The 687-nt window shown below is 73.2% G+C and carries 1 protein-coding gene; it reads left to right on the forward strand.

What is annotated here, in order from left to right; all coding sequences use genetic code 11:
* Positions 1-249: 249 nt before the first annotated feature.
* Complete coding sequence (locus DEIPI_RS39130) at positions 250-624, forward strand: hypothetical protein (RefSeq protein ID WP_027481271.1); 375 nt, start codon at positions 250-252, stop codon at positions 622-624.
* The last annotated feature ends 63 nt before the right edge of the window (positions 625-687 follow it).

A 687-nucleotide genomic window follows, 5' to 3' on the forward strand; every position in this document is an offset into this window, starting at 1 on the left:
CGCGCTGCTGCTGCACGCGGGCTACCGCGCGCCCTTCGTGGTGACGGCGGTCTGCCTCGTGGCGCAGGCGGCGTGGGTGGCGGTCGCGGTGCGGGGACCTTCACGCACCGTCGCCCGGCGCGTACGCCGTTGAGGCGAGGGCGCCGATCGCGAGGAGATCGGGATCGGCGGACGGCCTCACCCGCCTTCCTGTGAAAAAGCCTACAATAGGGTCCCTCCCGGTTCCCGCGCTCCTCGAAGGAGGACTCCATGCGCTTCCTGGTGAACGCCACCCCGGTCCACGTTCCCATGCTCCTCACGCGCTCGCTGGAGGAGGTGAGCGCCTGGCACGACAGGCACGCGGCGGCAGGCTGCGTGATGCAGGTGAGCGGCACGAGATGCCTCGCGGGCATCCTCGAAGCCCCGAGCGAGCAGGACCTGCACGCGCTGCTCGGCAGCTTCCCCGAGCACGACTGCTACCGCTGGGACGTCCACGCCGTCGAGCCGCTCACGGACGTGTGCGGCCGGGACCTGCGCAGGTGGAGTGCCTCCACCGCCCGTCCCGCCGGGCCCGCCCCGCAGGGCACGACCTTCCCGAACTGGATGGCCGACGGCTGCGGTCTGCGTCCGGACGCGAGGGCCTGACGCCCGGGGCGCCTCAGCCGCGCCCGAGACGGTCGAGCGCGTCGAGAAGGGCCCTGGCGAGCC

Source organism: Deinococcus pimensis DSM 21231 (assembly GCF_000519345.1).
In the GTDB taxonomy this organism is placed as follows: domain Bacteria; phylum Deinococcota; class Deinococci; order Deinococcales; family Deinococcaceae; genus Deinococcus_A; species Deinococcus_A pimensis.